The sequence below is a fragment of the Micromonospora sp. WMMD723 genome, assembly GCF_049863385.1.
GTDB lineage: Bacteria > Actinomycetota > Actinomycetes > Mycobacteriales > Micromonosporaceae > Micromonospora > Micromonospora wenchangensis.
Map to the genome: position 1 here is coordinate 1,858,825 of NZ_JBMKNR010000001.1, position 24,865 is coordinate 1,883,689.

At 71.6% G+C, this 24,865-nt stretch carries 24 protein-coding genes, 3 tRNA genes and 2 pseudogenes; 14 read left to right on the forward strand and 15 right to left on the reverse strand.

What is annotated here, in order from left to right; genetic code table 11:
- Nucleotides 1-116: 116 nt before the first annotated feature.
- The 6 genes and pseudogenes from ACN261_RS08305 to ACN261_RS08330 all read right to left on the reverse strand — a co-directional run bounded on the left by ACN261_RS08305 (nucleotide 117) and on the right by ACN261_RS08330 (nucleotide 3,235).
- The gene (locus ACN261_RS08305) at nucleotides 117-833 is read right to left on the reverse strand and encodes a creatininase family protein (RefSeq protein WP_425849365.1); all 717 of its coding nucleotides are present in this window, start codon (nucleotides 831-833) and stop codon (nucleotides 117-119) included.
- 2 nt (nucleotides 834-835) lie between these two features.
- On the reverse strand, nucleotides 836-1,732 hold the full coding sequence (locus ACN261_RS08310) for a hypothetical protein (RefSeq protein WP_425853673.1): 897 nt from the start codon (nucleotides 1,730-1,732) through the stop codon (nucleotides 836-838).
- A 261-nt stretch (nucleotides 1,733-1,993) separates the two neighbouring features.
- Nucleotides 1,994-2,152, reverse strand: a pseudogene (locus ACN261_RS08315) (helix-turn-helix domain-containing protein); the annotation flags it as partial.
- Nucleotides 2,153-2,449: 297 nt separating this feature from the next.
- A tRNA-Arg gene (locus tag ACN261_RS08320) sits at nucleotides 2,450-2,522 on the reverse strand.
- 35 nt (nucleotides 2,523-2,557) lie between these two features.
- A tRNA-Ser gene (locus tag ACN261_RS08325) sits at nucleotides 2,558-2,648 on the reverse strand.
- A 407-nt stretch (nucleotides 2,649-3,055) separates the two neighbouring features.
- The gene (locus ACN261_RS08330) at nucleotides 3,056-3,235 is read right to left on the reverse strand and encodes a hypothetical protein (protein ID WP_425849368.1); all 180 of its coding nucleotides are present in this window, start codon (nucleotides 3,233-3,235) and stop codon (nucleotides 3,056-3,058) included.
- 653 nt (nucleotides 3,236-3,888) lie between these two features.
- Between ACN261_RS08330 and ACN261_RS08335 the strand changes: the two genes are divergently transcribed.
- The gene (locus tag ACN261_RS08335) at nucleotides 3,889-4,536 is read left to right on the forward strand and encodes a hypothetical protein (protein ID WP_425849370.1); all 648 of its coding nucleotides are present in this window, start codon (nucleotides 3,889-3,891) and stop codon (nucleotides 4,534-4,536) included.
- 67 nt (nucleotides 4,537-4,603) lie between these two features.
- Here ACN261_RS08335 and ACN261_RS08340 read toward each other — a convergent pair whose 3' ends face one another.
- The gene (locus ACN261_RS08340; protein WP_363792659.1) at nucleotides 4,604-5,377 is read right to left on the reverse strand and encodes a CPBP family intramembrane glutamic endopeptidase; all 774 of its coding nucleotides are present in this window, start codon (nucleotides 5,375-5,377) and stop codon (nucleotides 4,604-4,606) included.
- A 145-nt stretch (nucleotides 5,378-5,522) separates the two neighbouring features.
- Between ACN261_RS08340 and ACN261_RS08345 the strand changes: the two genes are divergently transcribed.
- Entirely contained in the window at nucleotides 5,523-6,641 is a 1,119-nt protein-coding gene (locus tag ACN261_RS08345; protein WP_425849373.1) for a globin domain-containing protein, read from the forward strand.
- 98 nt (nucleotides 6,642-6,739) lie between these two features.
- Here the strand turns inward: ACN261_RS08345 and ACN261_RS08350 are convergent, their stop codons facing one another.
- Nucleotides 6,740-8,239, reverse strand: coding sequence for a peptide deformylase (locus tag ACN261_RS08350; RefSeq protein ID WP_204925402.1), 1,500 nt, complete (start codon nucleotides 8,237-8,239; stop codon nucleotides 6,740-6,742).
- A gap of 300 nt (nucleotides 8,240-8,539) precedes the next feature.
- Here ACN261_RS08350 and ACN261_RS08355 point away from each other — a divergent pair, with 300 nt between their 5' ends.
- Nucleotides 8,540-9,319: a hypothetical protein gene (locus ACN261_RS08355; RefSeq protein WP_425853571.1), complete on the forward strand. Its 780-nt coding sequence runs from the start codon at nucleotides 8,540-8,542 to the stop codon at nucleotides 9,317-9,319.
- Between the two features lie 18 nt (nucleotides 9,320-9,337).
- Here the strand turns inward: ACN261_RS08355 and ACN261_RS08360 are convergent, their stop codons facing one another.
- On the reverse strand, nucleotides 9,338-11,035 hold the full coding sequence (locus tag ACN261_RS08360) for a hypothetical protein (RefSeq protein ID WP_425853572.1): 1,698 nt from the start codon (nucleotides 11,033-11,035) through the stop codon (nucleotides 9,338-9,340).
- 409 nt (nucleotides 11,036-11,444) lie between these two features.
- Here ACN261_RS08360 and ACN261_RS08365 point away from each other — a divergent pair, with 409 nt between their 5' ends.
- Entirely contained in the window at nucleotides 11,445-12,155 is a 711-nt protein-coding gene (locus ACN261_RS08365; protein ID WP_088642340.1) for a class I SAM-dependent methyltransferase, read from the forward strand.
- Between the two features lie 52 nt (nucleotides 12,156-12,207).
- On the opposite strand, the gene ACN261_RS08370 is transcribed toward ACN261_RS08365, so the two are convergent.
- Nucleotides 12,208-12,741, reverse strand: a complete 534-nt coding sequence (locus ACN261_RS08370; protein WP_421484697.1) for a YbhB/YbcL family Raf kinase inhibitor-like protein — start codon at nucleotides 12,739-12,741, stop codon at nucleotides 12,208-12,210.
- A 133-nt stretch (nucleotides 12,742-12,874) separates the two neighbouring features.
- Between ACN261_RS08370 and ACN261_RS08375 the strand changes: the two genes are divergently transcribed.
- Nucleotides 12,875-13,255 carry a nuclear transport factor 2 family protein gene (locus ACN261_RS08375; protein ID WP_204925405.1) on the forward strand — a complete coding sequence of 127 codons (381 nt, stop codon included), beginning with the start codon at nucleotides 12,875-12,877 and terminating at the stop codon, nucleotides 13,253-13,255.
- 53 nt (nucleotides 13,256-13,308) lie between these two features.
- On the opposite strand, the pseudogene ACN261_RS08380 reads toward ACN261_RS08375, so the two are convergent.
- Nucleotides 13,309-13,578 (reverse strand): annotated as a pseudogene (locus ACN261_RS08380) (hypothetical protein); the annotation flags it as partial.
- Nucleotides 13,579-14,287: 709 nt separating this feature from the next.
- Here ACN261_RS08380 and ACN261_RS08385 point away from each other — a divergent pair.
- From ACN261_RS08385 to ACN261_RS08405, 5 genes are all read left to right on the forward strand, one after another.
- Nucleotides 14,288-14,509 (forward strand): GntR family transcriptional regulator, encoded by a 222-nt coding sequence (locus ACN261_RS08385; RefSeq protein WP_421484698.1) that lies wholly within the window; start codon nucleotides 14,288-14,290, stop codon nucleotides 14,507-14,509.
- 219 nt (nucleotides 14,510-14,728) lie between these two features.
- Complete coding sequence (locus ACN261_RS08390; RefSeq protein ID WP_421484699.1) at nucleotides 14,729-15,007, forward strand: type II toxin-antitoxin system Phd/YefM family antitoxin; 279 nt, start codon at nucleotides 14,729-14,731, stop codon at nucleotides 15,005-15,007.
- Nucleotides 15,004-15,414 (forward strand): type II toxin-antitoxin system VapC family toxin, encoded by a 411-nt coding sequence (locus ACN261_RS08395; protein WP_421484700.1) that lies wholly within the window; start codon nucleotides 15,004-15,006, stop codon nucleotides 15,412-15,414. Before ACN261_RS08390 ends, ACN261_RS08395 begins: the two co-directional genes overlap by 4 nt.
- Nucleotides 15,415-15,898: 484 nt before the next feature.
- On the forward strand, nucleotides 15,899-16,171 hold the full coding sequence (locus tag ACN261_RS08400) for a hypothetical protein (protein ID WP_421484701.1): 273 nt from the start codon (nucleotides 15,899-15,901) through the stop codon (nucleotides 16,169-16,171).
- Between the two features lie 225 nt (nucleotides 16,172-16,396).
- The gene (locus ACN261_RS08405) at nucleotides 16,397-16,840 is read left to right on the forward strand and encodes a hypothetical protein (RefSeq protein WP_421484702.1); all 444 of its coding nucleotides are present in this window, start codon (nucleotides 16,397-16,399) and stop codon (nucleotides 16,838-16,840) included.
- 587 nt (nucleotides 16,841-17,427) lie between these two features.
- Here ACN261_RS08405 and ACN261_RS08410 read toward each other — a convergent pair.
- Nucleotides 17,428-17,514, reverse strand: a tRNA-Ser gene (locus tag ACN261_RS08410).
- Between the two features lie 295 nt (nucleotides 17,515-17,809).
- On the opposite strand from ACN261_RS08410, the gene ACN261_RS08415 reads away from it, so the two are divergent.
- Nucleotides 17,810-18,787, forward strand: a complete 978-nt coding sequence (locus tag ACN261_RS08415; RefSeq protein WP_425849380.1) for an NAD(P)H-quinone oxidoreductase — start codon at nucleotides 17,810-17,812, stop codon at nucleotides 18,785-18,787.
- Between the two features lie 71 nt (nucleotides 18,788-18,858).
- Here ACN261_RS08415 and soxR read toward each other — a convergent pair whose 3' ends face one another.
- Nucleotides 18,859-19,320 (reverse strand): redox-sensitive transcriptional activator SoxR, encoded by a 462-nt coding sequence (gene soxR / locus ACN261_RS08420; RefSeq protein WP_145923118.1) that lies wholly within the window; start codon nucleotides 19,318-19,320, stop codon nucleotides 18,859-18,861.
- 45 nt (nucleotides 19,321-19,365) lie between these two features.
- Between soxR and ACN261_RS08425 the strand changes: the two genes are divergently transcribed.
- Together ACN261_RS08425 and ACN261_RS08430 are read left to right on the forward strand one after the other, a co-directional pair.
- Nucleotides 19,366-20,088, forward strand: a complete 723-nt coding sequence (locus tag ACN261_RS08425) for a transketolase (RefSeq protein ID WP_425849382.1) — start codon at nucleotides 19,366-19,368, stop codon at nucleotides 20,086-20,088.
- Between the two features lie 2 nt (nucleotides 20,089-20,090).
- Nucleotides 20,091-20,975: a transketolase family protein gene (locus tag ACN261_RS08430; protein WP_425853573.1), complete on the forward strand. Its 885-nt coding sequence runs from the start codon at nucleotides 20,091-20,093 to the stop codon at nucleotides 20,973-20,975.
- 25 nt (nucleotides 20,976-21,000) lie between these two features.
- On the opposite strand, the gene ACN261_RS08435 is transcribed toward ACN261_RS08430, so the two are convergent.
- The gene (locus tag ACN261_RS08435) at nucleotides 21,001-21,705 is read right to left on the reverse strand and encodes a glycosyltransferase family 2 protein (RefSeq protein WP_204925630.1); all 705 of its coding nucleotides are present in this window, start codon (nucleotides 21,703-21,705) and stop codon (nucleotides 21,001-21,003) included.
- Nucleotides 21,706-21,850: 145 nt separating this feature from the next.
- On the opposite strand from ACN261_RS08435, the gene ACN261_RS08440 reads away from it, so the two are divergent.
- A complete protein-coding gene (locus ACN261_RS08440; protein ID WP_425849385.1) occupies nucleotides 21,851-24,166 on the forward strand; it encodes a hypothetical protein in 2,316 nt (771 codons plus the stop codon).
- Between the two features lie 66 nt (nucleotides 24,167-24,232).
- Here the strand turns inward: ACN261_RS08440 and ACN261_RS08445 are convergent, their stop codons facing one another.
- A complete protein-coding gene (locus ACN261_RS08445; RefSeq protein WP_421484707.1) occupies nucleotides 24,233-24,826 on the reverse strand; it encodes a hypothetical protein in 594 nt (197 codons plus the stop codon).
- Between the last annotated feature and the right edge of the window lie 39 nt (nucleotides 24,827-24,865).

Here is a 24,865-nt window from a genome sequence, read left to right on the forward strand (position 1 = left end):
TACATAGCTAGGTCTAGCTCTACCTAGCCACTCCCGGGTATCTCGCTCGTTCATCGGTTCCCTACGTCCCCGGGCTTGTTACATGTAGCCCTGTCTCGTGCGGGGCAGAAGCGGCTTCACTGACCGGCGCCGCCTTGAAGCACCGCAAGGGCGTCTGAGAAGGAGCCCGTGAGGCTGGCGAGGACCGCTCTGCCTTTGGTTGCTGTGGCGAGGGATGGTTCGCCGATGACTCCGGTGTCGGTGTAGGCGCGCATGCCCAGAACGAGTAGGTCCGGACGCTCCGCACGGTGGTCTGCGGTCCGAAAGGTGTCGCGTACGACTTTCGGGCACAGGTGCAACAGGAGAGAAGTTTCGATCTCCCCGGCGTGCATGTCGTCGTGGCCGCTACTGGCCAGTCCGGCCTCCCGGCGGGCGATCTCCCAGTCCTCCCGTCGCGGGAACAACGCCATGCGGCGCCCCTCGACGTTGGCTTCCTGCACGACGTTGGCCAGGATGTAGTTCCCGCCATGGCCGTTGACCACGACCAGTCGCTCGATTCCCGACCCGCGCAACGATGCGGCGACGTCGGTGATGATGTGGGCCAGGGTGGATGAGCGGATGCTCACCGAGCCGGGCCAGCCGGTGTGTTCCTGCGAGCAGCTGATGGTCACGGGCGGCAGGAGCATCAGATCGTAGGCGGTTGCTGCAGCCTTCGCGATGGCGCAGGCGATAATCGTGTCCGTCAGCAGGGGCAGGTGATCGCCGTGCTGCTCGAAACTGCCCACCGGCAGCACCGCGACATCCGCGTGGCGGTTGGCCTCGTCCGTGGTCGTGGCGGTGGTGATCAAGTCCATGATCACAGTCTGACCGTGGAAGCGACGAGGGAGAAGGCGCTGTTGAACCTGACCGCCTCGTCGGACGCCGTTTGTCCGGCAAGCCGGGCATGCAACTGATGCAGCGGGCGCATCGCGCGTGCCGAGTTCGTGGTGGCAGTCAGAGTGAGTGCTTGACTTCCCTCTGCGCTCGCCTCGGTCAGTCGGCCAGCGGTGGCGTAGGCCAGGGCGAGCCAGGCACGTGTCAGTGCCTCGTCCTGACGGTAGTCGGCGGGCCACCCATCCAGAATTTCCTTCAGCGTCCGCGCTGCCGGACCGACCATACCGAGGCGTAGCAGACAGTAACCCTCGTAGGCTCGAAGGTAGGCGAGGGTGCAGTGGCGGCCGATGGTGTCCGGGTCGTCCTCGCCGACCTCTGCCGCACGGTCGACCAGTCGGTGAGCGGCGTTGATCGCAGCCAGTGAGCGGGTCTGATCGCCTTGAAGTGCGTGTCCTTGAGCCTGGCGGATCAGACACAGAGCCCGGTCGCGATCCGTGAGCGGCACGAGGGACTCGGCAGCGGTCGCCAGCGCTGCGGCTTGATCTCCGTCGAGACGATCCGCAGCCTGCTGCGCCTGCCTCATCAACACATACGCGGCCATCCGCTTGTCCGCGGCCCGGTGCGCCAATCCGAGAGCTCGATCGAGCCAGTGCGTCGCGGCCGTGGCGTTCCCGAGGTTGTCAGCGGCCCATGAACCGAACTCCGCCCACCTGGCCTCCACCGCCAAGAGGCGAGGCTTGACGTCTTCGGTCGCGTCGTGCCGGTACCGGCGGATGACAGACGACTCCCGACAGACGATGTCATAGATCTGCCGAGGCCCGAACATGTTGTGGGAGACCGACAGGAGCCGGAGCATCTCGATCCAGTGCAGGGCCAACACCGGATCCACACCGGCCGGGGCATGTCCCACGCCGGGCGATGCGACCCGGGCGTCAGCACGTGACTCGTGGTCTGCGCCGGTCGAACTCCCACCGGACCCTGGCACCTGCACACGGGCGACCTCACCCCACCGTGCACGTTGCCCAGCCTCGGCCTTCTCCCCGTCATGACGCTGCTTGAGTCGCCGGTACTCGTCATAGCCGGCAAGCAACTCACCACCGGCACGCAGCGCTTCATCACAACGCTGCCAGAAAACCCGATCCGCCACCTGGCTACCGCACTCGACCCCGGCAACGGTGCTCCGAGTGCTGTGCACCCGCGCCGCCACATCCGCCTGCGTCACACCCAACGCACGACGACACTCCGCAAGCCTCACACCGAGAGCCCGCTTCACCTCTCGGACCTGCCGCGGATCGATCACGACACCCCGACCCCCACGACGTACGCCGTCAGCACGAAAGACAATTGACGCAGAGCGAAGCCACCGTAACCGAACTCCACCCCGCCAGGCGAGCCTTCACCGTTGCCCATTCACCCCACCAAACAGGCTCACCGACACGAACACGCCCCGCGCACCCAACGGGACGCCACCAGACAGGGCCGGACGTGAGGGATGCTCGTCGCACGAGCACCCACCGAGCACCCAACCGACCACAAGGGACAGAAAAGCAAAGGGGCCTGACCGCCATTTTGGCAGGTCAGACCCCTCATGATCTTGTGCGCCCGAAGGGACTCGAACCCCTAACCTTCTGATCCGTAGTCAGATGCTCTATCCATTGAGCTACGGGCGCCCGGTGCTCGACCAGTCTACACAACCGGTTTTGCGCGGAGACTCCGGGATTCGAACCCGGGAGGGGCTTTAAGACCCCAACCGCATTAGCAGTGCGGCGCCATAGACCAGACTAGGCGAAGTCTCCTCGGTGACCCTGCGGACCACCGCGGACGAGGATACAGGTCCGCCCCCACCCTGGGCAAAGCGACTATCCCGACGGGCGGCAATCCCTGGTGGGGGCCGCGCCGGGGGTGCCGCCGCATCGCCCCACGCGGCGTATTCCCGCGTGTGCGAGGTCACGTTCGCGGCTACGCTCCTGTTCCATGCAGGAGCAGCCGCCGAGCGACCCGCCCCGCCGCCCCGCCAGCGACCGGGCGCGTCGCCGCTCGCCGGAGGCGACCTTTACGCCGCCGCCCGTGCCGCCCCGGCAGCCGCAGCCCTCCGACGATGACGCGACGCCCCGACCGAAGCGGACCCGCCCGACGAAGGCGGCACCGGCCGTGCTGTTCCAACCCCCTGCCGCCGAGTCACCCGTACCACCACCGGCGGCTGTCACCCGACCGCGCCGTCCGGCCGCGGGTCGGCCGGCAGCCGCGCCGTCGGGCGCGCCGGACGACCCGCCGACGGCACCGACGCCGTCCGGCACGGACGACGCACCCGCACCCGACGCCGGCACGGCGACGCCCGCCACCGCACCAGCACCAGCACCAGCACCAGCACCAGCACCAGCACAGCCCACCACCGCGCGGACGCCGGCGGCGCGGCGTACCCCCCGCAAACGGGCGACGGGCGCGGTCGCCGGCACCACCGACTCACCCCCCGGACGACCGGCATCCGCCGAGGCCACCATCCCGACCGCGACCGCACCACCGGAAACACCCCCACCGGCAGCAACGACAACCCTTCCACCGGAATCAGACCCACCGCCGGAAACGGCCGGACCGTCGCAGGCAGTCACGGCCGCTCCCATGGAAACGGACACACCGACGACAGCGGCCGCGCCGACGGCGCAGGGCACGGCAACGACGGCACCGGGCACAGAACCGGCGACGCAGGGCACGGCACCGGAACCGGGCACCCCTCCCCGGAAGCGGACCGCGCGAAAGGCGACGACGGCGTCGACCACCCCGGCCCCCCGCCGGGCTGCCCCCCGCACGCGGGCGACCCCACCGAAGAAGGCGCCCCCGGACAAGACGCCAGCGGCACCCACCCCCGAGCCGACCACCACCCCGGCCACGGAAACCACTCCCGAACCGACCACGGTTCCCGCCACGGAGCACACCCCGACCACCACGCAGCGTCCGCCTGCCGGCCCTGATCCCGTCGGCACCTCGCCCGCCGCCACCAGCGCCCCCGCCGTGACGGCGGCGGCGGACCCGGGTGGTGTGGCGACGGGACGCCTGGAGCTGGCGACGATCCGGACCCGGCTGCTGGCCCATCCGGGGTTCGCGCCGGAGTTGCTGGCCCTGGCGGCGGTCGAGGGGATCGGGCCGCAGGCCCGGGAGTGGGCGCGCGGGCTGCGCGAGGCGTACCCGGATGCCGGTCCGGACGGGTTGGCCCGGCTGGCCACCCGGCGGTTCGTGAGGTGGGCCGGGGTGGGTGGGGCGACGGCGGCGGTGGCCGGGCTGTTCGCGCCCCTGGCTGAGCTGGCGGTGGTGCTCTGGACGCAGTCGGCGCTGGTGCTGCACGTGGCGGCGGCGTACGGCCGGGACCCGGCCGACCCGGAGCGGGCGGTGGAGTTGCTGGTACTGACCCGGGTGCACCCGGACGCGGACGGTGCCCGTGCCGCGCTGGACGCGGCGCGGGCGGCGGACGGCCCGGGCGACGGGCCGTGGCCGCGTGCGGCGGAGGCCGCGTGGCGGCTGGCAGCTCCGCTGGCCGCGCAGGCCGGTGGCTGGGCCGCGCTCCGGTTGGCGGCCCGGCTGCTGCCGGGGGCTGCGGTGCTGGCGACGGCGGCGGGTGACGCGGCGGCGACCGACCTGTTGGCCGCCCGCGCGGTGGCCAGCTACCGGCCCGCCCGTACCGGCAGCTAGGCCGCCCGCCGAGCGACGGCGACCGGCGACGCAGCGGCCACCGGCGACGCAGCGGGGACAGCGACGGTCAGAGCCAGTCGAACCAGTCCTTCGGCAGCAGCGAGTAGCCGACGAAGGCGACCACGTCGAGCAGGGTGTGCGCCACGATCAGCGGCATCACCCGCCGGGTGCGCAGGTAGAACAGGCTGAACACGACGCCCATCACGGCGTTGCCGACGAACGCTCCGAAGCCCTGGTAGAGGTGGTATGAGCCGCGCAGCAGCGCGCTGGTCGCGATGACCGCGCCGATCCGCCACTGGAGCTGGCGCAGCCGGGTGACCAGGTAGCCGACCACGATCACCTCCTCCAGCACGGCGTTCTGCACGGCGGCGAGGACCAGCACCGGCACCGCCCACCACAGCGGCGGCAGGCCGGCGGGGACCAGGGTGGCGTTGATGCCGAGCTGCGCCGCCGCCCAGAACAGGGCCAGGCCGGGCAGGCCGATCAGTGCGGCCAGGCCGGCACCCCGGGTCAGGTCGGACCCGGGCCGTCGCAGGTCCACCCCGAGGGTGCGCGCCGGGTCGCCGGGGTCGCGCGCCAGCAGGTGTACGGCGAGCAGCACCGGCAGCAGGGCGAAGGCGATGCCCAGCAGCTGGTACGTCAGGTCGAGCCAGGGCCGGGCGGACTGCGAGGTGTTGAGCGAGGCGGTCTGCTTCGACAGCGGCCCGTCGGCGGTCAGTTTCGCGGTCAGCGACACCACGGCGTAGACGGCCGACTGCCCGAGTGACAGGCCGAGGACCAGCAGGGTCTCGGTGCCGAGGACCCGCCTGAACTCCGGGCGGGTGTGCTGCTCAACGGTCACCGCACCACTCTGCCCGACGGGGTGGCCCGATCGCACCGGCCGGTGGGCCCAGATGAGCCGATCGCACATTCTGTGCGACCGGTGCACACGCTCCGTGGACATTCTATCGGTGCCCGATCCGCCGTCAGGAGGAGGACCGCCCCCCGTGGACAACTTCGCTCGGCTGCTGAAGGAGAGTTGGACCCTGGTCGAGGAGGACCGGGACCGGCTGAGCGGTCGCTTCTACGCCCGGCTGTTCCTGCTCGATCCGGAGCTGCGCCGGCTGTTCCCGGCGGAGATGACCGGCCAGGGCGACCGGATCCTGGACGCGATCGTCACCGCCACCCAGGTGATGGACGACCCGGAGAGCTTCGACGAGTACCTGCGCTCGCTGGGTCGGGACCACCGCAAGTACCACGTCGACGCCGCGCACTACGCGACGATGGGGGTGGCGCTGCTCGACGCGCTGCGTACCACGGCCGGTGACGGCTGGAACCTGGAGTACGACCAGGCGTGGCGGGACGCGTACGCGGCGATCACGGCGACGATGCTGGCCGGGGCGGAGTCGGACGAGAATCCGCCGTACTGGCACGCGGAGGTGCTCACCCACGAGCGGTACGGCACCGACACCGCCGTGCTGACGGTCCGGGCCCTGCAGCATCCGCTGGTCTGGAAGGCCGGCCAGTACGTCAGCGTCGAGGTGCCCCGGCACCTGCCCCGGGTGTGGCGCACGTACTCGGTGGCGAACGCCCCGAACGACGACAACGTGCTGGAGTTCCACGTCCGTACGCCGGCCGGCGCGGGCTGGGTCTCCGGGGCGTTGGTGCGCCGGACCAAGCCGGGTGACCTGCTGCGGGTGGCCGCCCCGATGGGCTCGATGACGGTGGACCGGGATTCCGGGCGGGACATCCTCTGTGTGGCCGGCGGGGTCGGCCTGGCCCCGGTGAAGGCGATGGTGGAGGAGCTGGCGGGCTGGAACCGGGCCCGCTGGGTGCACGTCTTCTACGGTGCCCGGCACGCCGACGAGTTGTACGGCCTGGCCGGTCTGGAGGAGCTGGTCGCCGCCCACCCGTGGCTGTCGGTGACCCCGTCGTGCAGCGACGACCCGGATTTCGCCGGTGAGCGCGGGGATGTCCCCGACGTGGTGGCCCGGTACGGCCCGTGGACGTCGCACGACTGTTACGTCTCCGGTTCGGCCGCGATGGTCCGGGCGACGTTGCGGGCGCTCGCCGAGGACGACGTACCGCCGCAGCACATCCGGTACGACACGTTCGGCAACCTGTAGAGCTTTACTCCCCCCGAACCGGGGCGCGTGCCCCCGCCCCCTGGGGCACGCGCCCCGGTCCCCTCCGTGCCCACCCGGACCGGCGTCCGGGGCAGGGTTCAGGCGTTGCTCTCGCGGTACTCCTCGACGGGGACCAGCGGCACGCCGGGGGCCATCCGGTCGGTCCAGGCCCGGCCGTCGAGGTGGTCGATCTCGTGGGCGACCAACCGGGCCATCCCGTACGCGAACGAGGTGATCATCCGGCTGCCGTCGGCGCGGGCGTGTTCGACCTCGATGCGCAGCGGCCGGGCCACCAGGCCACGGTGGTCGGCGGCGGCGAGGCAGCCTTCGTACTGTTCGACGGTTTCCGGGCTCTCCCCGACCATCCGGGGGTTGACCAGGACGACCGGCGGGGCGGCCCGGTCGGCGGGGCGGACCACGGCGACCGCGACGTCCAGGCCGATCTGCGGGGCGGCGAGGCCCGTGCCGGTGCTGAGCGGGTGCACCTCCTCGGCCCGGGCCAGCAGGTCGGTGAGCCGGTCGGCCACCTCACGGGCGGCGGCGGCCTCCCGGGGCAGGTGCAGGGGGCGGGCGGGTCGGCCGGGCGGGGTGGCCTCGGGGGGCAGCACGCCGAGGGCGCGCATCCGGTCGGCCGGTCGGGTCGGCACGGGGGGCGTCTCGACGGCTTCCCGCCGGAACCGCCACTGGAGGCGGAAGCGGGTGTTGAGCGGCGGGTCGTCGGTGGACCAGTCGAAGACCACCCGGTCCCCCCGGTCGTGCCGGCGGACCGGGGTGCGCAGCGGTCCCTCGTCGGCGGACAGCGAGGTCTCCACCCCCCACACCCGGGGGTCGAGGGCCGCCGGGAGGTCGAGTCGTACGGCGAGGTGCCGGGTGGGCAGGCGGACGGCCCGCTGGAACCAGGGGCCCCACTTGACCCGACCGACCCGGTAGGCGTACTCGACCTCGGCGCGTTCGCCGGGGTGCAGCGGGAACCGTCCGTCGGCGTTCTCGAACAGCAGCCAGATCTCCTTGTACGCGTCCCGGTCGTGGCGGACCCGCCAGTGCATCGGTTCGCGGGCGCCGTCGTCGTGGTGGACGGCGCGGAAGCGCAGCTCGGCGAAGGTGAGCGGGTGTTCGCGGTGGTGCCGGTTGGAGCGGCCGGGGTCGTCGGGCCACCTGTCGACGGCGACCCGGACGAGATAGCGGGTGACCGGTTCGGTGCCGGCGTTGTGCAGCCGGCGGCGGATCACGCACCGGTAGGTGCCGTCGACCAGGGTGAGGGTGGCGGTCTCCCGTTCGACGACGAGCCCGGTGCCCGGGGGGAGCCAGCGGCCGGGGGGTGCGGGTTCGCGGTGGCCGGGGGTGGCGCGGGTGTGGCGGAGCTGGTCGTACTCGCGGAACCGCTGCCAGATGACGCCTCCGGCGTCGAGGACGGCCTCGGCGCGGCGGGCGAAGTCCTCGGTGGGCCGGTGTCGTCGCCCCTCGACGTGGCTCACGTACGACGGGTCGAAGCCCATCATGGTGGCGAGCTGTTTCTTGGTCAGCCCTCGCCCCGTCCGGTGCCGGGCGAGTTCCGCCGCGAACGAATCGGCGGCCCGCTCCAGGGGAGAGGTCGTCATCAGCTTCCTCACGCAGCGCAGCCGGGATGACAAGTCTTCACGTTTTTCCCATCGCCCTGTACCGAACTGGCACGTTGCCGACATATGCCTTGACATCGCCCGCGTTTTCCCCGCGTTCGGCCGGGTAGTAGCCGAACCGGGCCGATCCGTACCGACGGGACGGCCATGGTGATCCCGGCCTCCCGATCCACCTCCGCAGAGACTTCCCTCAGCGCCCAGGCATGGTTAGGCTAGCCTTATTAACCGCCACCACCCGTGGCGGGCCGAGCGGGACGGGAGGGGGTCCGGATGACGGCGGTGCTGCCCGGCCAGGATCTCGCCGGCCGACTCGCCCCGGTCACCGCCACCCTGCGCGCCATGTTCGGCACCGACGTGCTGCCCGGCCTCGCGCCCGGCCTGGTGGTCGCCGACGACATCGGCTGGAGCCCGGCCACCACCCTCGTCGACGGCACCCGGATGCCGGAGTTCCTGCGCGCCGCCGCCCGCCGCTGGGGCGGCACCCCGCACGCCTGCGCCGCGCTGGCCTGGAAGTCCTACAGCTACTGGACGGCGCTGCCGGTGGTGCTCGGCTGGGCCTCGGCCCGCCGGGTGCCGCTGCTCGACCCGGCCGACGTGCTGATCCACTTCGAGGACCACCGGCAACTGCTGACCATGGGCCTGCACCGCGCGACGACCGTCGCGGTGCTGCCCGGTGACCCGCTCGCCCTCACCGGCCAGCCCGGCGTCCGGGTCGCCGCCGACGAGGCCGAGCTGCTCGGCCTCCTGCGGGCCTCACTGCTCGACGCCCACCTCACCCCGATGATCACCGCGATCCAGGCGGAGGTGCGGGTCGGCGCGCGTACCCTGCTCGGCTCGGTGGCCTCGGGGATCGCGCACGGCATCCTGCGCGCGGCGGACGTCCTGCCCGGCCCGTCGGTGACCACCATCGACACCCTGCTCGGCACCCTCGGCCTGGCCGACCTGGTCGAGCTGGTGCCCGGCCGGGGCGGCGAGCCGACCGTGCAGCGGCGCACCTGCTGCCTGGCGTTCACCCTGCCCAGCCCGAAGGTCTGCCAGGGCTGCTGCGTCCGCACGGCCTGACCCGGCACCCCGGCGGGCTCACCCGGTGAGCGACCGGACGTCCCACCGCCACACCCCGCCGGTCTGCACAGGGGTGATGCCGGTCAGCGCGGTCATCGCCCGACGCAACGCGTCGGCGTGCCGGTGCGGGCCGAGGATCACCACACCGGCCCGCCAGTAGCGCAGGTCGGTCACGGCGGCCCGCCGGTCGACGTCGGTGATCGGCGGGAGGTTGCCGGTCCGCGCGATCCCGCCGAAGAAGTTGCTGGTCCGCCGGTAGGGGGCGGTGAACAGGGCGGCGTCCGGTTCGGGCGACCACGGCCGGGTGTCGGGGGCCAGGAAGTAGCCCCGGGCCAGCGGCATCTCCAACCCGGTCCGGGCCGACCAGCGCAGCGGATCGGCGTAGGTGTTGTCGGGCAGCGGCAGGGTGACCACGCTGCGCCCTCCCGCCACGTACGGTCGCCAGCCGCCGCCGGTGACGAACTGCGGCACCGGGTCGAGCCGGGTCGCCGGCAGCGGGGTCGGCAGCAACGGCACCAGGGCCATCAGCAGGACGGTCACCGTGGCGAAGCGGACCTGCCGGCGGGCGGCCGGATGCCGGCGGGCGAGGTCGCGGGCCCGCTGGGTGCCGAGGGCCAGCAGCACCCCGACGATCGGGGTGATCGCCAGCGACCAGCGGGTGGGCACCACGGAGTGCAGCAGCGGCAGGTCCTCCAGCAGTGCCCAGGGGGCAGGGACGCCGGTGTCCCGCCCGTTGAGCTGCACCTCCCGGCCCAGCGACAGGACGGCGAAGATCAGCCCGAGCGCGGCCAGGCCGACCACCAGGGCGTTGCGCCGAAGCCACCAGACCAGGGCGACCGTGAGCACGGCCAGCGGCCAGCCGAAGAAGGCGTTCTCCTCGGTGGGATTGCGGGCCAGCGGGTCGGCGGACCGGGCGTCCCCGGCCAGCGACTCCCGCGACCACCCGACGAACGCGCCGAGGTCGGTGCGGTAGCCCCGGATCAGCCGGGACAGCCCGTGGTAGGAACCCGGCCCGAAGAGCTGCACGTACAGCGGGTAGGCGAGCAGCACGGCGGACAGCAGCGCGGCCACGCCGAGCCCGGCGAGGAACGGTCGGGTCGCCGCGCGTAGCGGCGGTCGGCCGATGGCGAGGGCACCGACCACCACAGCCAGGGCGATCGCGGTCATCAGCAGGATCTCCAGGTTGAGGAAGGCCTGCCAGACGATCAGCAGGCCGAGCAGGAGTCCATTGCGCAGCCACCGGCCCGGCCCGGCCAGCCGCACGGTGCGCCAGATGATCAGTGGGACGACGAACTGGGAGGCGATGTTCGGGTGGGCGTTGGCGTGCGACACCATCGCCGGGGCGTACGCGCAGAAGGCCGCGCCGAGCCAGGCCGGCCCCCGGGAGCGGGTGACCACCCGGGACAGGAAGAAGTACCAGGCGGTGCCGGTGGCCGCCATTCCCAGGGTGAGAAAGACAAGAAATGACCAGTGCGGCCCGAAGAGGACAGTGACCGGGGTCATCGGTATTGAGACGGATAATACCGAGGTATTCGCCATCAGGTTGACGCCGTCGGGCACGTTCATCCGGTCCGAGGCGAACGGATAGCTCCATTCCGTGACCACCCGCGCGCCGTGCGCCATCATCCACTCGAACTGCGCCTGGTCCGACCGGTTGTCGCGTACCCCGGCCGCCGGGTCGCGCCAGAACCGGGCGGTCACCCAGAACGCGAGCATCAGGTAGCTGACCACGGCCAACGCGTCCCACCGCCACCCGGCGGCCGACGGACGGGCCGCGGCCGACGGCCCGGCACGGGGCGCACGGGCCGCCGGGAGCACCCGTCGCCAGTGCCGTCGGACGACCCGCCGGACCGGTGTCGCTCCGGCGTCCCCGACGTCGGATCGACCGGTCCCGCGCTCCGATTCGCCAGTAGTCATAGCAATTCAGAGCGTAGTTGGGGTATGGCGGTCACGTGACATGTTTCGGGTACTGCCGTACTATGTGCCGGGTTCGCCGACCGCCGATCACGTGCCCTCCCCCGACCACATTTCGGCCTTCACAGTGCCCCGTTTCCTCCGCCCCTGACGCGGATGATTCACTCTGTCGGTCCAGGCGCGGGTCAGTCATATCGTGAGGAATCGACGCATGGCAGAAATCCTTGGGGACCAGCGCGTCCAGGCAGAGGTTCTGGAGGGCCTGGCCACCGCGGTCAACCACCGCCGGTGGTTCGTCGAACTGGCGGTGCCCCACCTCGGTGACGACCCCATCGAGATCGGCAGTGGCCTGGGCGACTACGCCCTGGAGTGGGCACGGCACGTGCCCCGGTTCACCGCCACCGAGGCCGACCCGGACCGGCTCATCCTGCTCAAGGAGCGGCTGGTCGACGAGCCGACCATCGAGGTCCGCGAGATGCTGCTGCCGCACCCGGGGGGCGGCGACTACAGCGCGGCCGTGTCGTACAACGTGCTGGAGCACATCGAGGACCACGTGGGCGCGCTGCGCAGCATGCGCGACCTGGTCCGGCCCGGTGGCGCGGTGATCATCATCGTGCCGGCGTTCCAGTTCGCGATGGGCCCCGCCGACATCGCCACCGGCCACGTGCGCCGCTACACCAAGAAGACCCTCGGCGACGCGATGACCGCGGCCGGACTGCGGGTCGAGACGATGCACTACGCCAACGCCCTCGGCCTGATCGGCTACTTCATGGCCACCAAGGTCTTCCGGCTGATGCCGAAGGAGGGCCCGATGGTCAAGGTGTACGACACTCTCGTCCTGCCCGCCACCAAGGCAGCCGAGCAGCTCGTCCGGCCGCCGTTCGGCCAGTCCGTCTTCGCCGTCGCCCGGGTGCCCGGCTGAGGGCACCGCAGGCCCGCCGGCCCCGCCCGCGCGGGACCGGCGGGGCCACCGGTCACTCCTTGATCTGGTACGTCGGCCTGATGACCGCCCGCGCCAGGGTGTGGAACGCCAGGTTGAAGCCGACGTACGCGGGGCTGGCGTCCGGCCCGACGCCGAGCGTGTCGACGTCGACCGCGTGCACGGCGAAGACGTACCGGTGCGGGCGGTCGCCCGGCGGCGGGGCCGCGCCACCGTAGCCGGTGTCGCCGTAGTCGTTGCGGACGCTGAACGCGCCGCCCAGGTCCGCCTCCCGTACGCCGGTCGGCAGGCTGGTCGTGGAGGCGGGCACGTCGACCAGCACCCAGTGCCAGAAGCCGCTGCCGGTCGGGGCGTCCGGGTCGAAGCAGGTCACCACGAAACTCTCCGTCCCGGCCGGGAAGCCCGACCAGGCCAGGTGCGGGGAGACGTTCTCGCCACCGGTGCTGCCGTGCGCGTACCGGGCGTCCATCGGCTCGCCGTTGTGCACGTCGTCACTGGTCAGGTCGAACGACGAGACGGTCGGCAGCAGCTCGTACGGGTCCGGGGCGATCGGTCGTTCCAGGGTCATCGGGAAGGTCCTTCCGGTGTACGCGTTTTCCTCTGCCCCTTCTTACCCCGCCGGGCCGGCACGACGAACCGGAAGCACCGCGCACCGTCGGGCCGCCAGAATGAGGGGACGCGGCGGACGACCGGGAGGGCGCATGCAGGACACCGAACGTGAGGCGGAACTGTTGGAGGCGGAGCGCCGTCTCCAGGCCGCCCAACGGGCCGGCGACGTGGCCGCGCTCGACGCCCTGCTCGACGACCGCCTGATCGCCGTCGGGCCGGACGGTCGCACGTTCAGCAAGGAGGACGACCTGGCCGCCCACCGCAGCGGCACCTCGGTGCTCGACGAGCTGGTGGAGGAGGAACTGGAGCTGATCGTGGCCGGCACGACCGGGGTGACGTTCTTCCGGGGGCGGGTCAGCGGCACCTTCGCGGGCGAGCCGTTCGCGGCGCGGCTGCGCTACACCCGCACCTGGGCCTACGACGACGGGTACGGCTGGCGCATCCTCGCCGCCCACCTCAGCCCCGTCCCCTGAGCCGGCTGTCCGGGCTGCTCGCCAGCCGACGCAGGGCGGCTGCCACCGGCGTCGGGGCGGCGGCGCACACCCGGGGGTCGCCGCTGTTCAGGCCGGCCGACCGGTTGCCTGCTCTCCAGCTTCGCAGGCTGTACGAAGATCGACCGACGAGCGACCGCGTCGCCTTTGGCATCCAGTTGGTAGACGTCGAGCCAGCACCACCCGTCGTAGGTGGTCCAGTCGAGCACCCGGATGACCCGGCACCAGATCGGCTTGACGAACTGCACGCTGGCGGCGCGGGTGACGTACACCAGGTCGCCGGCCTCCGGCAGCGGCGCGTTCATCGATGGCCCCGGACGTGACGTAGCCTGCGCCACGCCCTGATCCGGGCACGGGCGGCCTCGACCAGCGGGCAGAAGCCGCCCTCGGTGCATCTGCCGCACCGGCTGTGGCGGTGGTGGTCCAGGCAGTCCCACGCGGACTGGACCAGGAGCGGCACTCCGCTGCGCGCATCCACCGCGCCCCGGCGGACAGCCGCCTGCCGGCAGGGGCAGTCATCAGGGGCGGCGCGTGGGTAGGGCTGCGGCGGCGCACTCCGGACCCGAGCCCACGCGCCGGTCTGATTCGGATACGCGGTCGCCGGTCCGGTGCGATCCAACGGCGGGGAGGCACCCGGACGACCAGCCAGCCGGCGCAGGACGCGCATGATCAACGTACGCAGCATGAGCGACCGGGGTATGGGGTCCCCGTCGGAGGTAGGGGGCCACCTGGAACCGCACAGGCAGCCGACCGTGGGTTGTCGTGCGGGCGTTCGTTCACGGAATTGCCTCCAGCCTGGTGGTGCTGCGAAGACGGGATGCCGGGCTGAGGTGGCGGCACGGGATCCACCCCAACCCGGCAGGGGCATCACGGCCAGGCGCCAACCAGGAAGGAATACCCGCTCCGGCAACCTAGGTCACTATGTGGCCACTGGGCAAGGAGAGACCAAGGTGCCCGGCGTGTCGTGATCTACTGGCCAGGCCAACCAGGTACCGGACCATCCGGAGATCCGCCATGCCCATCCCCATGTCCTCACGCCAGATCGCCGACGACCTGACCGCCCGCATCCGCGCCGGGGAGTACCCGCAGGGCTCCAAGCTGCCGTCCCTACGAGAGTTGGCCGACCTGTACTCCGTCAGCGTGTCCACCATCCAGCGCGCCTTGGAACTCACCCGGGAACGAGGGCTCACGATCGGCCGGGCCGGTGCCGGGGTGTACGTGAGCGAGGGCGACTAGGTTGAGGCGATGGTCGACCAGTTCTCGCGCGGCACGGTCCGCGCGGCGTCGCCCTGCTACGGGAACGCGGGCTGGTCATGACCATGCCCCAGCGCGGCACCTACGTCACCGAGAGCCGCACGAAGACGTAGCCCGGGTTGATCCCGCCTGGTCGGCGCGGGTAGTCCAGATGACGCCAGCAGCTGGAACGGTAGAACATTTAGTTCTACACTCGGATGCATGGAGCGCATCGGTGTCCGGGAGCTGAACCAGAACACGAGCCAGGTGTTGGCGCGGGTGAGTGGCGGCGAGACCGTGGAGATCACCGATCGCGGCCACCCGATCGCCCGACTTGTTCCAGTAGGTGACGACAGATCAGTGTTGGCCAAGTTCGTAGCCGCAGGGCGAGCCGTCGCCCCCACCGGTGGTGGCTCGGTGCCGCTTCCACCGAAGCTCGGTGACGAGAACGTGGACGTGGCCGCCTCGCTCGCAGCGATGCGGGACGAGGAGCGCTGGTGATCTATCTGGATTCCGCCGCCGTCGTCAAGCTGGTTCGGCACGAGGAGTGCAGCACAGACCTCGTCTCCTGGCTCAACAAGCACGACGACGTACCGCTGGTCTCCTCCGCCCTCGTCGAGGTGGAAGTGCCCAGAGCGCTGCGCCGGTCAGCTCCGCAGGCGTTGATCGGAGTGCCGGCCGCCGTCGGACGGCTGTTCCGGCTGGAGATCGACAGTACGATCCGGGCGACCGCAGCCGCGTTTACCGAGCCGACGCTCCGCAGCCTCGACGCCATCCACCTGGCCACCGCCCACGTGCTGACCAACGAATCCGGCACGGCACTCACCGCCTTCGTCACCTACGACCGACGGCTCCTCGAATGCGCCAAGGAAGCAGGACTACCCACCGCGAGCCCCGGCCAGAACTGATCTCCGAATCCCCTGGTAGGAAGCCGACCATCCGTACGGAAGTACGGTCATAGCCCCGGCCGCGCATCGGGGTGCGCCCCTCACTTCCAGTACGGGGCGTAGAAAGTTCTCGGTCACCGACCAAGTAAACGCCCCTCACTGGCATCTGCGCCGGGCAGGGGAAATCTCTACGGCTCCTGGGGTGTGGATTCCTCTATAGGGCGCGAACAGCGGAAACGCATCACACAGATTGCGTTCTTTTGCGCTTTAACACACGCTCCAACTGTGGTGATGACGGGCGGAGATATTTTGACTACCGGTCAGGTAGCTGAGCTGCTGAGATCGTCGCGTCAGCGCGTGGTCAAGCCTGTGCGAGCGGGGTGACCTGCCATTCGTAATGGTCGGCAGGCACCGACGAGTCGAGCGCCGAAATGTCGAAGCTCTGCTGCACCCCGGCCAAAACTGACCCGCGACCAGCTCAAGTCAATGTGGCCTCCACCAAGCGGTGGCGGGCAGCCTGGCCACCGACCCGGACGAGGTGCTGGGCAAGGCGAGGGCGGACCTCGACCAACTCCTCCATCAGCACGATGGCACCATGGCCGAGGTCTGGCTGAAACGCTCGCAAGCCAAGATCGACGAGGGGATCGGGGTCGTGCTCACGATCCTGACGTCGGACGACCCGGAAGCCGTCGAGCTGCGACAGAACTCGCCCTTCACTGGGGTGCCATCCCGGCCACAACGCGCGAAGGTCCTCGATTCCTTCAGCCGGAGCGGCTAGGGACCCGCCACGTGAGACGTGAGCAACTGGACCACGTCCTTCGATCGGCATACCAGATCGCCGGGGACCCAGACGTCCTTGTCATCGGTAGCCAGCCGGTCGACACCTCCAGAGCACGGCCACTACGCCGCCCACTCAACCTGCCAATTCACCATGGTCAAACCAGATTTTGGCGGCCGCCCACTAGCATGTATGCCATACGGCGCACTGCAATGGGGAGCGGCAATGGTCGACGACGTGATCCAAATTTTCAGTCTGGCTGCGGTAATCGTCACGTTATACTTTGCCTCCCTACAAACCAAGAGGCTTCGGGAGCAAATAACCATTTCGAACCTCTTTAGCAGATACGAGGCATTGAATCATGCGAGCGAGCGCTACGATGTGGCTCTGAGTTTGATCTTTCAGCGACCAGAGTTCCGGCCGTACATATTCGAACGCAAGCCGGTCGACCTACAAGGAGATGATCTTGCGAGAGCGTTGACCGTGGCAGATCTCATGGCCGGCGCGGTCGACTATGCCATTCGTGTTGGCGCACGATTCCCTGATGACACCCACTCAGATTGGGCAGTTGTCGCTGAGGAGATGGCCAAGCAGCCAATCTTCCGCGCGATAGTGAGCGAGCAGCCGCATCAATTCCCAGATCTATTGGCTTATTTCACCAGGCCATAGTCGGTGCCGCATCGAAGGCGTCGAGCGATCCTTTGAACTCCACGTCACAAAGTACGCTCGAATTCAGGCCGATTCCCTCACGCAGCAGGCGCGGGCATTTGCGGCTTAACCGGGCGAGCGGAGACGCGTCGCGCTTTGCACCCCGATCTGCATAAGCAGCGGCGCGACCGCAAAAACGGCGCGCCGCCTTATACTCTCGCGCCGACCATTCGACGACTCAGGCCGGGCACGCCATCTACAGGAATTAGCCAATCTGTCGATCATGCAGAAGGCGTCCGATCTGCCGAACGCTCGAAGGGACGGCTGCCGGTCGCCATGATACTGCGCCGAGGGTGGGTAGCCTTCTAGATCACCTGCACGTGCCGCTGAAGGTTCTACGCCTCAGGCAACGACGGACAGGAAGCAGCCCGGAAGCGGGGCCAAGGGCCGTTGAGCACCGAGCAAGCCGAGTGACGCCGACACGAATACGACACGACAAGCGAGACGTGAAGGCAACCAGCGGAACGGGGTGAGATCGATTCACGAACGGCGAACCTCCCCTGATCGGCGTTCGTGCTGGTCAGGGGTTCGCTTCTGCAGCTCTCGGGCGGAGGGTGTGGGATTCGAACCCACGAAGACATCGCTGCCTTACCGGTTTTCAAGACCAGCGCCATCGGCCACTAGGCGAACCCTCCCGAACCGCCACCCGGGGGTGCGCGGCCTGTGCCTAGTCTGCCACGAACCGCGTCCGGACGAGCCGGCCCATCGCCGTCGGGCGGGGTTCGGCGTACCGGAGAGGGGTCCTTGATCCCTGGCATGACCAGCGTGACCTCACCCGGATGGTCCACTGTGGCCGAAATTCCGGCCGTCGTGGGCGAGCGGTGGACCGCCCGGGACGACGGCCGGTGGATATTGCCGGCCGGACCTGCCCACATGGCGCTTGTCGACAGACCGGCGTGGTTCCCGGCCCGGATCGGGTAAGACTGGGCCATGCACGCGATCACGATCCCGGAACCCGGTGGACCCGACGCGCTCGTCTGGGCGGAGGTGCCCGACCCGGAGCCCGGTGCGGGTGAGGTGGTCGTCGAGGTGACCGCCAGCGCGGTGAACCGGGCCGACCTGCTCCAGCGGCAGGGGCAGTATCCGCCGCCGTCGGGCGCGCCCGCGTACCCCGGGTTGGAGTGTTCGGGGGTGATCGGCGCGCTCGGCGCGGGGGTGACCGGGTGGGCGGTGGGTCAGCCGGTGTGCGCGCTGCTGGCCGGCGGCGGGTACGCCGAACGGGTCGCCGTGCCGGCCGGGCAGTTGCTGCCGGTGCCGGCCGGCGTCGACCCGGTCGACGCCGCCGCGCTGCCCGAGGTGGCCTGTACGGTCTGGTCGAATCTGATCCGGGTGGCCCACCTGGGCAGGGGCGAGACGCTGCTGGTGCACGGCGGCGGGAGCGGGATCGGCACGTTCGCGGTGCAGTTCGGCGCGGCGCTGGGCGCGACGGTGGTGGCGACCGCCCGGTCGGCCAAGCACGACAGGCTGCGGGAGTTGGGTGCCGCGCACACCGTCGACTACCGCGAACAGGATTTCGTGGCGGAGGTCCGGCGGGTCACCGACGGGCGGGGGGCGGACGTGATCCTCGACATCATGGGCGCGTCCTACCTCGGCCGGAACGTGGCGGCGCTGGCCGACGGCGGCCGGCTGGTGGTGATCGGCATGCAGGGCGGCCGGAAGGCGGAGCTGGATCTGGGCGCGCTGCTGGCGAAGCGGGCGTCGGTGGCGGCGACCGCGCTGCGGTCCCGCCCGCTGGCCGACAAGGCGGACATCGTCCGGGGTGTGCGGGAGCAGGTGTGGCCGCTGGTGGAGGCGGGCGCGGTCCGGCCGATCGTGGACCGGCGGCTGCCGATGCGCGACGCCGCGCAGGCGCACCGGCTGGTCGAGTCGAGCGACCACGTGGGCAAGGTGCTGCTCACCACCGGGTAACGATCGGCCGGGCCACACCGGGCGCAGGCCCGGGGGACGCTCAGGCCGGCGGGCGCAGGCCTGGGGGACGCTCAGGCCGGCGGGCGCGGGCCGTCGCGGCGGGGCAGCACCAGGCGGGCGCCGGGGCCCTCGCCGGCCAACGTGTCGCCCGGGTTGTAGAGGGTGCAGCGCTGCAACGACAGGCAGCCGCAGCCGATGCAGCCGTCGAGGTCGTCGCGGAGCTTGCCGAGCAGCTTGATCCGTTCGTCCAGTCGCTCCCGCCAGGTGCGGGAGAGGGCGGCCCAGTCGTCGGGGCTGGGGGCCCGGGACGAGGGCAGCGAGTCCAGCGCGGCACGGATCTCGTCCAGCGAGATGCCGACCTGCTGGGAGATCCGGATGAACGCCACGCGGCGCAGCTCGGTGCGGGCGTAGCGACGTTGGTTGCCACCGGTGCGCTCGGCGTGGATCAGCCCGAGGCGTTCGTAATAGCGCAGCGCCGACTGGGCCACCCCGCTGCGCGCGGAGAGCTGACCGATGGTGAGTGACTCGTGCATCACTGCCCTTGAGTTGAAGTTAACTTCAAGTAGCACGCTAGCCACATGACCACAGCGACCGCAACCCACCCCCGGGGCCATGCCCTGCCCGCCCCCGTCGTCGCGCCGCTGGAACGCCTCCGCGCCGGCCGCCACTACGACGCCAACGTGTACTCCACCGTCGACGTGCACTGGGTGCTCTACGACCGGGTGCTACGGATCACCCCGGCCACCGTCGACGACCCGGACCGGGACCGCTTCCTGCTCTCCAAGGGGCACGCCGTGGCGGGCTACTACGCCGTACTCGCCGCCAAGGGGTTCATCCCCGTCGACTGGCTCGACGACGCGGGCGGGCCCGACAGCCGCCTCGGCGGCCACCCCGACCGCACCCTGGTCCCCGGCGTCGAGATCGGCTCCGGCTCCCTCGGCCACGGCCTCGGGCTGGGCGTGGGCACCGCGCTCGGCCTGCGCGCCCAGGGCCGCACCACCCCCCGGGTGTACGTCCTGCTCGGCGACGCCGAACTCGACGAGGGCTCCAACCACGAGGCGATCGCGTACGCCGGGGCCACCGGCCTGGCCGGGCTCACCGCGATCGTGCTCGACAACGCGTCGGCCAGTCACGGCTGGCCGGGCGGGGTGGCCAGCCGGTTCACCGTCAACGGCTGGACCGCCGCCACCGTCGACGGGCACGACCACGACGCCCTGCACGCCGCCCTCACCGGCCACGACGGCCACCGCCCCCACGTCGTCGTCGCGGTCGACGGACCGGTCCCGGGGAGCCGGTCGTGACCATGCGGGACACCTTCGTCGCCAGCGCCACCCGGTTCCTGGACGACCCCCGGACCACGATCGTGCTGGCCGACATCTCCGCCGACGCCTTCGCCGAGGCGGGCCGACGGTATCCGGACCGGGTGGTCAACGTGGGCATCCGGGAACAGTTGATGGTCGGGGTGGCCGGTGGGCTCGCCCTCGCCGGGCAGCGCCCGATCGTGCACAGCTACGCCCCGTTCCTCGTCGAGCGGGCGTACGAGCAGATCAAGCTGGACCTCGACCACCAGGGCGTCGGTGCGGTGCTGGTCAGCATCGGCGCGTCGTACGACCGGGCGGAGGCCGGACGCACGCACCTCGCCCCGGCCGACGTCGCCCTGATCGACACCCTCGACGGCTGGACCGTGCACGTGCCCGGCCACCCCGACGAGGTCCCCGACCTGCTGCGCGACGCGGTCTGCGGGCAGCACTCGACCTACCTGCGGCTGTCCCTACAGAGCAACGCGCGGGCGTACCCGAAGGCGGGTGGGTTGCAGGTGGTCCGCGACGCCGGGCCGGGCGCGGCGCTGCTGGTGGCGGTCGGTCCGGTGCTCGACGCCGCGCTCGCGGCGGTGGCCGGCCTGCCGGTGACGGTGGCCTACACGCACCGGCCCCGGCCGTTCGACGTGACCGGGCTGCGGGCGCTGGCCGCAACCGAGGTGATCGTGGTGGAGCCCTACCTGGCCGGCACCTCGACGCGGGTGGTGGCCGAGGCGCTGGCCGACCGGCCGCACCGGCTGCTCAGCCTCGGGGTCGGTCGGGCGGAGCTGCGGCGCTACGGCACCGCCGAGGACCACGACCGGTGGCACGGCCTCGACCCGGCCGGGCTGCGCCGGGCGGTCGACGGCTTCCTGACCCCGGCGGGATGACCGTGGGCTGACCGGGAGGGACGGGTCAGCGGGGCGTGCGGGCGGGACGGCGGCGGGTGCGTTCCCGGCCGAGGATCCAGATCGCCTCGACCCCGTCCTTCCAGGTGATCTTCTTGCCCTCCTCGCGCCCGCGCGCCCGGTAGCTGATCGGCACCTCGTACGGGCGGATGCGGCGACGCAGCAACTTGCCGGTCACCTCCGCCTCCATCCCGAAACCCCGGGACCTGATGCCCAACGACCGGTACAGCTCGACCGGCATCAGCTTGAAACACGTCTCCAGGTCACCGATGTAGGAGTTGAACAGCACGTTCGCCGCCATCGTGACGCCCTTGTTGCCCATCACGTACCAGAAGCTGTAGGCGCTGTGGCTGCCGAAGGTGCGGTTGCCGTAGACCACCGTGGCCCGCCCGTCGAGCACCGGGGCGAGCAGCCGGGGGATGTCCTGCGGGTCGTACTCCAGGTCGGCGTCGAGGATGACCATGTACTCACCCTCGGCGCTGTCCACGGCCGTCCTGATGGCCGCGCCCTTGCCCGCGTTACGCGGGTGGGTGATCACCCGCAGCCGGGAGTCGTCCGCCCGGCCGAGGATCTCCCCGGTGCCGTCCCGGCTGCCGTCGTCCACCACGACCAGCTCGATCTCGCACGGATAATCGACCGCCAATGCCTGCTTCAGGGCATCCGCGATGCGTTCTTCCTCGTTGTAGACCGGCATGAGGATCGAGAGCTTCACGGGAATCTCCACGGTGGCGACAGTGAGTCGGGCATAGCCTAGCCTGGCAGGTCAGCCGCGCGAGGGTCGCCACCGCAGCGGCGAATGCCCGCCACCGGACCGGCCGGCACCCGGTCACCACGCGGAATGGTGTTTACTTCCGCCCATGTCGGCAGCCGGCTGGATGCTCGTGGCGGCCCCCGTCGCGGCGTTCGTGCTACTCACCGCCCTCCTGCGCCCCCGGGCCGCCGGGGTGGTCGCCCCGCACCGCCTCGGCGTGGTCCGGGCCGCCCTGCTGACCGGCGTCTTCGCCGTGCTGACCGTGGAGGTGCTGGGCGCCCTCGACGCGCTCACCCTGCCCGCCTTCGCCCTGGCCTGGCTGCTCTTCGTCGCCGGGGTCGCGGTGGCCGCCGGCCGGCGACGCGGCCGGGACGCCGTCCGGCCGCGTACCGCCGCCGAGACCCGCCGGGCGGTGCTGGTCGGCGCGACCGTGGGCGGCCCGACAGCGCAAAGCCCGACCGGGAGCGGCCCGACGACAGGCGGCCCGACAGCAGACAGCCCGACCGGGGACCCTGCCGCCGGCAGTGGGGCGGCACAGGGACCGGAGCTGCCGGCCACCGTCCGGGCCGGCGTCGCGGCGCTGCTGGCCGGCTGGGCGGACCGGCTGACCCACCTCCGGCGTACGGCGACCCGGGGCGAACGGCTGCTCGCCGGCACGGTGCTCGCGGTGGTGCTGATCGAGCTGGTGGTGGCGCTGCTGGCCGAGCCGAACAACTTCGACTCGCAGACCTACCACCTGCCAAAGGTGGAGCACTGGGTGGCCCAGGGCAGCCTGGAGTTCTGGCCCACCGCCATCCACCGGCAGGTGACCATCCCGCCCGGGGCCGAATACCTGCTGCTGCACCTGCGCCTGTTCACCGGCGGGGACGCCCTGCACAACCTGGTGCAGTGGGCCGCCGGGATCGGTTGCCTGCTCGCGGCCACCCGGATCACCGCCCAGCTCGGCGGGGGCCGGCGGGCCCAGCTCGTCACCGCGTTCCTGGTCGCCACCACGCCGATGGTGGCCCTGCAGGCGACCAGCACCCAGACCGACCTGGTGGCCGCCGCCTGGGCCGCCTGCGCCGCCACCCTGGTGCTGGACGGGCTGCGCCGCCGGGCCGGCCTGGCCGACGCGCTGGCGCTCGGCGCGGCCACCGGCCTGACCGCGCTGACCAAGACCAGCGGGCTGATCGCCGTCGGGCCGCTGCTGCTGCTCTGGGGCCTGGCCCAGCTCCGGCTGGCCCGCCGCCCCGCCGGGGCCGCTCCGGAAGACCCCACCGGGGTCGCGCCCGACCGGGCCGGCCGGGCGTCGGGCGGGTTCAGCTCGGACCCGACGACCGGGCCGACGGACCGGCCGGGGCCGACCGGGGCCCGGCAGGTCGCCCGGACGGTGGGCGGGTCGGTGCTGGTGCTGCTGGTCGCGGCGACGGTGGTGGGGCCGTTCCTGGCCCGGGAGACGGCCGAGTTCGGTCACCCGCTGGGGCCGCCCCGGCTGCGGGAGTCCATCCCGATGGAACGGCACGATCCGGCCGCCGTGCTGGTCAACGCGCTGCGGATCGGGCACACCGCGTTCGACACCCCGCTGGCCCCGCTGCGCGCCGGCACCGCCTCGGCCATCATGGACGGCTCCCGGGCGGTCGGCGTCGACCCGCAGGACCGGGCCATCACGTTCGGCCGGGAGGTCTTCCCGGTGCCCGCCTGGTATCCCGACGAGGACCGGGTGGCCTTCCCGCTGGCCGGGGCGCTCGCGCTGCTCGGGGCGGTCGTCGCGCTGGCCCGGCCGCGCCGGATCAGCGCCGGCCGGGCGGGGACGCTGCGGGCGTACGCGGGGGTGGTGGTGGGCGCGGTCGTCCTGCACACCGCGATGATCAAGTGGCAGCCGTGGGGGAACCGGCTGCTGCTGTACGCGCTGGTGCTGGCCGTACCCCTGGCGGGGCTCTGGGTCGACGCGGTGCTGCGGCGGCGGGCCGGGGCGGGCCGCCGGTCGGTGGCCGCCGGGCTGGTGGTGACTGTGCTGGCCACCTCCGCGCTGGCCGGCGTGCTGGCCCTGTCCTACGGCTTCCCGCGCCGGCTGGTCGGCGCGGGTTCGGTCTTCACCACCGGCGAGTGGGACACCCGGTTCCTGCGCCGGCCGCAGTGGGCCGACGAGTTCCGCTGGGCCGCCTCGGCGGTACGGGCCAGCGACGCCCGACGGATCGGCCTGGTGCAGCAGAACGACAACTGGGAGTACCCCTGGTGGTTGCTGCTGCGCGACGACGACGGCCGGTCACCCGAGCTGGTGGCGTTGCAGTCGGTGCTGCCCGACCGGCCGCCGGCCGACCCCACCTCGGTCGACGCGATCGTCTGCACCGGCCCCCGTACGGGGTGTGCCCGGCTCGTCCCGGCGGGCTGGACGATCGAGTACCGCGACCACGTCGGCTACGCGCTGCCCCCGACCCGCTGAGCCACGGGGAACACACGTCGGGGCCGGCGTGGTGGTCCACGCCGGCCCCGACCGGTCCCCCACGGGTCACTTCTGCTTGATCGGCACCACGATCAGCCGGGCGACGCTGGCGTCCCCGTCCTTGGCCCCGGCCACGTTGACCCTGGTGCCCACCTTCACGTCGCTGGCCTTGACGGTGGTCCGCCGCTCGACCACCCGCAGCTGGTCGCCCAGCTTCCAGGTCAGGGTGAAGCCGTCGGTGGACTTCACCGTCACCGAGTCCCCGTCGATCGCGGTCACCTCGCCACGCTGCACGACGACGGTCCTCGTGCCGTCCTTGGTCTGCACCACCGCCTCGCCGTGCAGGCCGTTGCGGCCCAGCTTCACCCGGGCCTGCCGGCGCTGCCGCAGCTCCTTCGCCCGCTCGCCACGCTTGCCCTTGTCCCCGGCCTGCGGGGACGGGGTGGTCGACGCGGCGGGAGCGGCGAGCAGATCCAACTCGACCGGATCGAGGCCCAGCGCGGCCAGCGCCTGTCCCTCGACGCCCAGTGCGGCGGCCACGTCGACGGCGGCGGCCTTCGTGCCGTCCTGCGCGACCTGAGCCGTCCCGCAGCCGGCGACGCCGAACGTGAGCGCCGCGAGCAGCGAGGTGGCGGCGACGGCGATTCCCCGATGTGCCATGACTGTCCTCTCGTCCGTGATGCCACCAGCCTCGCCGAA